The organism is Fulvivirga imtechensis AK7, assembly GCF_000331535.1.
Classification (GTDB): domain Bacteria; phylum Bacteroidota; class Bacteroidia; order Cytophagales; family Cyclobacteriaceae; genus Fulvivirga; species Fulvivirga imtechensis.
On record NZ_AMZN01000142.1, the window covers coordinates 1 to 7388 of the forward strand.

At 41.9% G+C, this 7388-nt stretch carries 5 protein-coding genes; 4 read left to right on the plus strand and 1 reads right to left on the minus strand.

Annotated elements, in window-relative coordinates; translation table 11 throughout:
• The first annotated feature begins 265 nt into the window (after positions 1-265).
• A complete protein-coding gene (locus tag C900_RS26935; RefSeq protein WP_040497656.1) occupies positions 266-817 on the plus strand; it encodes a 2'-5' RNA ligase family protein in 552 nt (183 codons plus the stop codon).
• Positions 818-836: 19 nt separating this feature from the next.
• On the opposite strand, the gene C900_RS26940 is transcribed toward C900_RS26935, so the two are convergent.
• Positions 837-1331, minus strand: coding sequence for a DUF6702 family protein (locus C900_RS26940; protein ID WP_157494267.1), 495 nt, complete (start codon positions 1329-1331; stop codon positions 837-839).
• Between the two features lie 67 nt (positions 1332-1398).
• On the opposite strand from C900_RS26940, the gene C900_RS26945 reads away from it, so the two are divergent.
• The 3 genes from C900_RS26945 to C900_RS26955 all read left to right on the plus strand — a co-directional run bounded on the left by C900_RS26945 (position 1399) and on the right by C900_RS26955 (position 6862).
• Positions 1399-1983 carry a HupE/UreJ family protein gene (locus tag C900_RS26945; protein ID WP_009583664.1) on the plus strand — a complete coding sequence of 195 codons (585 nt, stop codon included), beginning with the start codon at positions 1399-1401 and terminating at the stop codon, positions 1981-1983.
• 15 nt (positions 1984-1998) lie between these two features.
• On the plus strand, positions 1999-4227 hold the full coding sequence (locus C900_RS26950; protein ID WP_009583665.1) for a M1 family metallopeptidase: 2229 nt from the start codon (positions 1999-2001) through the stop codon (positions 4225-4227).
• Positions 4228-4642: 415 nt separating this feature from the next.
• Positions 4643-6862: a M1 family metallopeptidase gene (locus tag C900_RS26955; protein WP_009583666.1), complete on the plus strand. Its 2220-nt coding sequence runs from the start codon at positions 4643-4645 to the stop codon at positions 6860-6862.
• Positions 6863-7388 lie beyond the last annotated feature (526 nt).

Sequence of the window (7388 nt, forward strand, 5' to 3'; positions counted from 1 at the left end):
GTTGATTGATTATCAATGTATTGCACAACTTGTCATTGGTACCATAAGAGGGATCTATGCATAAGTAACGGTTTCAAATGTGTATAGACTCTCCCTTGGGGTCCCCGAGGCAAGCTCGAGACAGGCGAGATGACTGTGCTTCTGAGACGAGCTTTTTTTAATTCAATAGCATTGGGGCTGCATTATAGGCGTGTGGTTGGCAAAAGCAATAGGCAATTTACTGTTGATAAGTATACATCAAGTTTCAACCCAATACCAATGACTAGTGACTAATAATGCTCTATATTTCATAGCCGTTATTCCAGCGGAGCCTGTTTTTGGTGATGTAGTCAAATGGAAGCAACATTTTGCTGAGATATACCACTCCAAAGCTGCGCTGAAGTCACCCCCGCATATAACCCTGCATATGCCTTTCAAATGGCGTGAAGACAGGGAAGATAAAATTTTTGAAGCAGTAAAAAAGTCGCTGGATGGACACCACCCGTTTGAGTTGGCACTCCATGGCTTTGGCGCTTTTAAGCCCAGGGTAATTTTTATTCATATAGAGGAAAACCAGGCTTTGAAAGGCGTACACGACAGCCTGAAACGAAATATGAAATCAGAACTGAATATTTTTAATGCTGAATACAAAGGCAGAGGTTTCAACCCGCACCTCACACTAGCCTTTCGTGACCTGAAAAAATCGATGTTCCTGCAGGCCTGGAAGGAGTTTGAAAATAAAAGCTACCAAGCGCTTTTTCCCGTTGATAGCATTGTGCTGTTAAAGCATAACGGCAAAAGCTGGGATATTTATAAGACTTTTGACCTGCGAAAATAGCTATCCCCAATTGCAGAACTCAATACACCAACACGTCCTTTTTATTATTTTCCGTCAATTTCATGCTACGGACTTTCCCATCAACCTTTACATGCACCAGGTTCACCTGATCGTCATACTCTGTGGTAAGAATATCACTAAAGACCTCCAGTGAATTGAGCTTTTTAACTTTCTCTATTTCAAGGTATGCATGCAAAGCATCTACCTCTATTTTATAGCCTAGATAATTGTACGGCTCCGATTTTCCGTTCACCGTGATCTTCAAGTGGGATGGCAAGTAATTCTTTACAAGCTCATCGGTGGTTCTGTTTTTACCAGGTTTGGTAATATCCAGGTGGGGCTCACTCAACTGCACCCGAATGGCCTTCTCAAGGTCATCGAGAAAAATTTTTTGTACAATTTCGAGCGATCTGTTCTCCTTGTCATACTCAATATCACATACGCTCACGTGAATCGGGTGTAATGTGAATGAGGAAAAAAGCAAAACTGCCACTAACATGAAATACTTCGACATTGACATAATATTTTTAACAATTTTGACAAATATAGCTTAAACTTGGTCCTTTAATAAATAAATCACAATGTCAGAATTCGGTATATACTTTGACCTGGGCATGGATCATATTTTGGATATCAATGGATATGACCATATTTTGTTCGTTATTGCCCTTTGTGCTGTTTATATACTTCGCGACTGGAAGAAAGTATTAATTCTGATAACAGCTTTTACTATTGGTCATTCCATTACACTGGCTTTGGCCACACTCCGTATCGTTAATTTTAACAGTGAGGTTATTGAATTTTTGATCCCGGTAACCATTTTTCTGACGGCCGTTTTTAATATTCTAAAAAAAGAGCGTACGGTGGAAACCAGCAAAATACAGACCAACTATATTTTGGCATTATTTTTCGGTCTCATACATGGTCTTGGCTTTTCTAATTTTCTGAGAAGTATGTTAGGTAAAGATAGCAGCATTGTGTCACAGCTCCTGGCCTTTAATATCGGATTAGAAATAGGCCAAATAATAATAGTTGCAGTTTTCCTTTTAATTAGTTTTATAGTGGTCGATATCTTTGGTGCTAAGCGAAGGGATTGGCGGTTGATCATATCTTCGGCTGTTGGGGGTGTCGCCTTAATGTTAATGTTTGAAACAAAATTTTGGTAATTAAATTTTATAACGATGAGAAGAATAATTTTATGCTTACTCACTCTATTCGTTTTCTACCTGTCACACGCGCAGGAAAAGCAGTGGGGAGGTAAGTTTGAGCAGTTAGATACCGAACTACCCACTCCAAACGAATATCGGAGTGGGTCAGGAGCCCCGGGCCATGCGTATTGGCAGCAAAAAGCGGACTATGACATAGAAGTAGAGCTTGATGATAAGACTCAAAGTATCACAGGTAAGGAAAAAGTTACTTACTACAACAACTCCCCCGATAACTTGAAGTATTTATGGGTGCAGCTTGACCAGAATGTGAGGGAGCAGGAAACAAATACATTAAAAGTGCAGCAGTTTGCCATTCAGGATTCCCTTCCCGCAAAGTTCGCGGCCCAAGGACTTGGTATAACAGACTATGACGGAGGTTTTAAGATCAAATCTGTAACGGATGCCAATGGTAAAAGTCTGCCTTATACGATCAATAAAACTATGATGCGCATAGATCTGCCTCAGCCATTGAAATCGAGGGAATCTACTTCTTTTGGCATAGAGTGGAGATACAATATCAACGACAGAATGGACCTGGGTGGTAGAAGTGGCCTGGAATACTTCCCTAAAGATGATAATTATCTGTATACCATTGCCCAATTCCATCCGAGAATGGCAGTTTATGATGATTATGAGGGATGGCAGAACAAGCAGTTTTTAGGAAGAGGGGAGTTCGCCCTAACTTTCGGTGATTTTAAGGTAAAGATCACCGTGCCCTCCGATCATATTGTAGCATCAACAGGTACGCTTCAAAACCCTAAGGACGTACTCACCAAAGAGCAGCAGGAGAGACTTGAGCGAGCAAAAAAATCCTTCGATAAACCGGTAATTATTGCTACTCAGGCTGAGGCTATTGAAAGAGAGAAAAAGAAATCCGACAAAAAATCGACATGGGTATTTCACGCTGAAAATGTCAGAGATTTTGCATTTGCTAGTTCCCGAAAATTCATCTGGGATGCACAGGCAGTAAAAATTGGAAATAAAACTCCATTGGCTATGTCTTATTATCCAAAGGAGGGTAATCCGCTCTGGGAGCAGGAGTCTACCAAAGCTGTAAAAAATACATTGGAGACCTACTCAAAATATACTATTGAATACCCATACCCGGTAGCCATTTCGGTACATGCGGCCTCTATAGGTATGGAGTACCCCATGATCTGTTTCAACTTCGGCAGGCCAAATGAAGATGGCACCTACTCTGATCGCACCAAGTATCGCATGATAGGCGTGATCATCCATGAGGTAGGGCACAATTTCTTCCCGATGATCATCAATTCTGATGAAAGACAGTGGACATGGATGGACGAAGGCTTGAATACTTTTGTGCAGTACAGAACAGAGCAAGAGCAGTATGATAACTTTCCTTCAAGAAGAGGGCCGGCTGCGGATATTGTAGATTATATGAAAGGTGATAAAAAGTATATCCGGCCTATCATGACCAATTCAGAGCAGATCATGCAGTTTGGGAATAATGCCTATGCAAAACCTGCTACTGCTCTAAACATACTAAGGGAAACAGTAATGGGACCAGAACTATTCGATGCAGCATTTAAAGAATATGCGCAAAGATGGGCATTCAAGCACCCTGCCCCAGCCGATTTCTTCAGGACTATGGAAGATGCATCAGCAGTGGATCTGGACTGGTTTTGGAGAGGTTGGTTCTATACCACAGATCACGTAGATATCGCCGTGGATGAGGTGAAGTGGTTTACGCTGAGAACAGAACAATCGAGTGTTGAAAGCAAAGGGAAGAGGGTAAAAAAAGGCGATCTCTCTGCAAAGGATGGAGATAAAAAAGCCATGGATTTCAGTCAGGGGCCAGAGGAATTTTCACTAGTAGAAACAGATCCGCGCTACTACGGGGAGTTTATGAATCGAGTGGACGACAAAGCTATCATGCAAAAGTTCGAGGGTAAAAATCTTTACCAGGTAAGGTTCAAAAATGAAGGCGGACTGGTGATGCCTGTAATTGTGGAATTCACATTTAAGGATGGTACAAAAACAACCGAGAAAATACCGGCAGAGATCTGGAGATATAATGAGGAGGAGGCTACAAAAGTATTTGTATTTGATAAGGAGGTAACCAATATCGTATTGGACCCTAAGCTGGAGACAGCAGATACTGATGTCGAGAACAATATTTTCCCACGTCAGGAAGTACCTTCTGAATTTGATCAGTTTAAAGATAAGAAGGGCAAATAAGCTAAGCCGTTGATTTGAAATTGAGGCCGTCTCGAAAGCCAGTTAGTTATTCCAAACCTTGATTTTGAATCCCTATAGGTGAGTAGAAACTAATCAGGGGATCCTGAATCAAATTAAGATGACGTCATTAAGTAGTGTTTGTAAGAAACTCTAAGTGGCTTTAAGAAAACACCAATGTCAAGGCTTGCGAAGTTCCAAAAAGCGGATCGTACTGAGGTAAGAGAGCATTTTTGGAACGAGCGTAACGCGGACATTGGTGTTTTCTTGGAGACACTAAGTAGACTTTGGGACGGCTTTTTTTGTTTATATGCTTTTTTTACCTTCTAAAATATTTATTTACACCGCATATAATATAGGGAACTAAGGCTTTATGGAATTCATTACCTTTGCGTGTTGAAACTCAAATAAATTTTTTATGAAGAAATATTCAATCCTAGTGCTTTTTGCTCTTCTGCTGTCAACCGTTGTATTTGCGCAGAATGACTGGGAGCAAAAATTTGAACAGTTAGGTCAGCAACTGCCCACCCCTAACTCCTATAGAACCGGCTCCGGTGCCCCCGGTGTGAACTATTGGCAACAACAAGCCGATTACAAGATCAATGTTTCCATTGATGATAAAACTCAAGTGCTGACAGGCTCTGAAACTATCACTTATTATAACAACTCACCTGATATACTGAAATACCTATGGGTACAACTCGATCAGAATGTAAGAGCCAAAGATAACCTGAATGATCAGACCAGTACCGGGGCTATAAGAGATTCTATCCCGGCGAAACTTTTTCAATCTCATATGGCAGCCGCTGATTATGAAGGTGGCTATAAGATAAAATCTGTTAAAGATGCGGCCGGAAAAGCGCTTCCTCATATTATTAATCGTACTATGATGCGCATTGACCTGCCTCAACCTATGAAGCCAGGCAGTACATTTGTGTTTTCAATCGACTGGTCATACAACATCTATGACAGGATGTTGATAGGTGGTCGTGGCGGGTATGAATACTTTCCTGAAGATGATAATTATGCCTATACCTGCGCACAATGGTTTCCTCGCATGGCAGTTTACGATGATTATGAAGGGTGGCAGAACAAGCAATTCATTGGAAGGGGAGAGTTTGCTCTTACCTTTGGTAACTACGAAGTAAATATTACGGTACCGGAAGACCATATCGTGGCGGCAACAGGAGAGTTGCAAAATGCAAAACAGGTATTGTCAAAAACCCAGTTTGATAGACTGGAGCAGGCAAAGAAAACATTTGACAAGCCGGTTTTTATTATAACAGAGGAGGAGGCCATTGCTAATGAAAAGAATAAAGCTACCAAGACCAAAACATGGCAGTTTAAGGCTGATAACGTAAGAGACTTCGCTTTTGCTTCTTCCAGGAAGTATATTTGGGATGCACAGGCGGTGAAATTACCTACCAATACCCCATTGGCCATGTCTTTTTATCCGAAAGAAGGTAATCCCCTTTGGGCTGATGAGTCTACAAAAGCAGTAAAGAATACTCTGGAAGTATATTCGGAAAGAACATTTGACTATCCATATCCGGTGGCAATATCTGTAAATGCTGCTAATCAGGGAATGGAGTATCCTATGATCTGTTTTAATTTCGGCCGTCCAAGAAATGGTGAGATATCAGATAGATTGAGAGACGGCACGATCAGTGTAATTGTGCATGAAGTGGGACATAACTACTTCCCTATGATCGTCAATTCCGATGAGAGACAGTGGACATGGATGGATGAAGGATTAAACACATTCCTTGAGAAAGAAACTAAAAGGGAGAGGTATCCTGACCTTGACCTGATGTGGGGTACACCCAAAGGCGTAGTTAATTATATGAAAGGAGACAAGAAGAACATCAGACCGATCATGACCAATTCTGAGCAGGTAAAGCAATTTGGATACAATGCATACGGCAAGCCGTCAGCAGCGCTTACAGTGCTTCGCGAGACGGTAATGGGCCCTGAGCTATTTGATGCTGCCTTTAAGGAATATGCCAACCGATGGAAATTTAAGCATCCTAAGCCTGCCGACTTCTTTCGCACTATGGAGGATGTCTCGGCAGTGGACCTTGACTGGTTCTGGAGAGGGTGGTTCTATTCTGTTGACCATGTGGATGTTGCGATAGAAGAGGTGAAGTGGTTTAGAATGCGTAGTGAGATTGCTGATATTGAAAACAAGGGCAAAAAGGTGAAGAAGGGCGATCTTACAGCTAAAACCACTGATAGTAACACTTCAGATTTTAGCAATGGACCAGAAGAATTTTCACTGGTAGATACTGATCCGAGATATTATGGTGAGTTTATGAACAGGGTGGACGACAAGGCTATCATGCAAAAAATGTCTGACAAGAATTTCTATCAACTGAAGCTGAGCAACCAGGGTGGTTTGGTTACACCTCTGATCATTGAATTTACATTTAGCGATGGTACCAAAACAACAGAGCACATTCCCGCTGAGATTTGGAGAATGAATGAGAAAGAGGTAACAAAAGTGTTTGCTTTTGATAAAGAAGTGGCCAACATTGTGTTTGATCCTAAAGAAGAGACGGCTGATACGGAAGCGGATAACAACATTTTCCCTAAAAGGAATGTCCCCTCTGAATTTGATAAATTCAAAGGTAGCAAATAAGAATAGAATTGAAATTATTGAAAAGCCCTGGCATCTGCTCAAGATCCAGGGCTTTTTAATGTTAATATTCCCTTCCGACTTCGGTCTTCGGACTTCCGACTCCCTCCCCCTGGCCTCTCCAAATGGGGAAAATACTAAATCAAATTATCGTGAACCTTATTAATACTGTCTTCCGCTGGCGGAGGTGGCCAAAGGCCGGAGGTGGAGAAACTGGAGAGCACCGAACCTCATCCCTAAAGTCTCCCCGACCAGGGGAGAGCCCGAAGGACAGAGGGGTAACCCCACCTACCCACCTCTGTATCTCCTCCCAATGCTCTTAAGTTAAGGCGTCATCCCGATGAAAGAGGGAACTTACTAAGAAGCATAGACGAAACGGCTTAGTAAGATGCCTCCAAAGTCGGCATGACAACTCCTTGTTATTGAAGCCAGTCCGTAACTTAAGAGCATTGAATCTCCTGCCGGGAGAGAGCAGTCCGCGTGTTTTCGATGCAAACTCGTCTTCCACTCAAGACTCACGACCCAATAC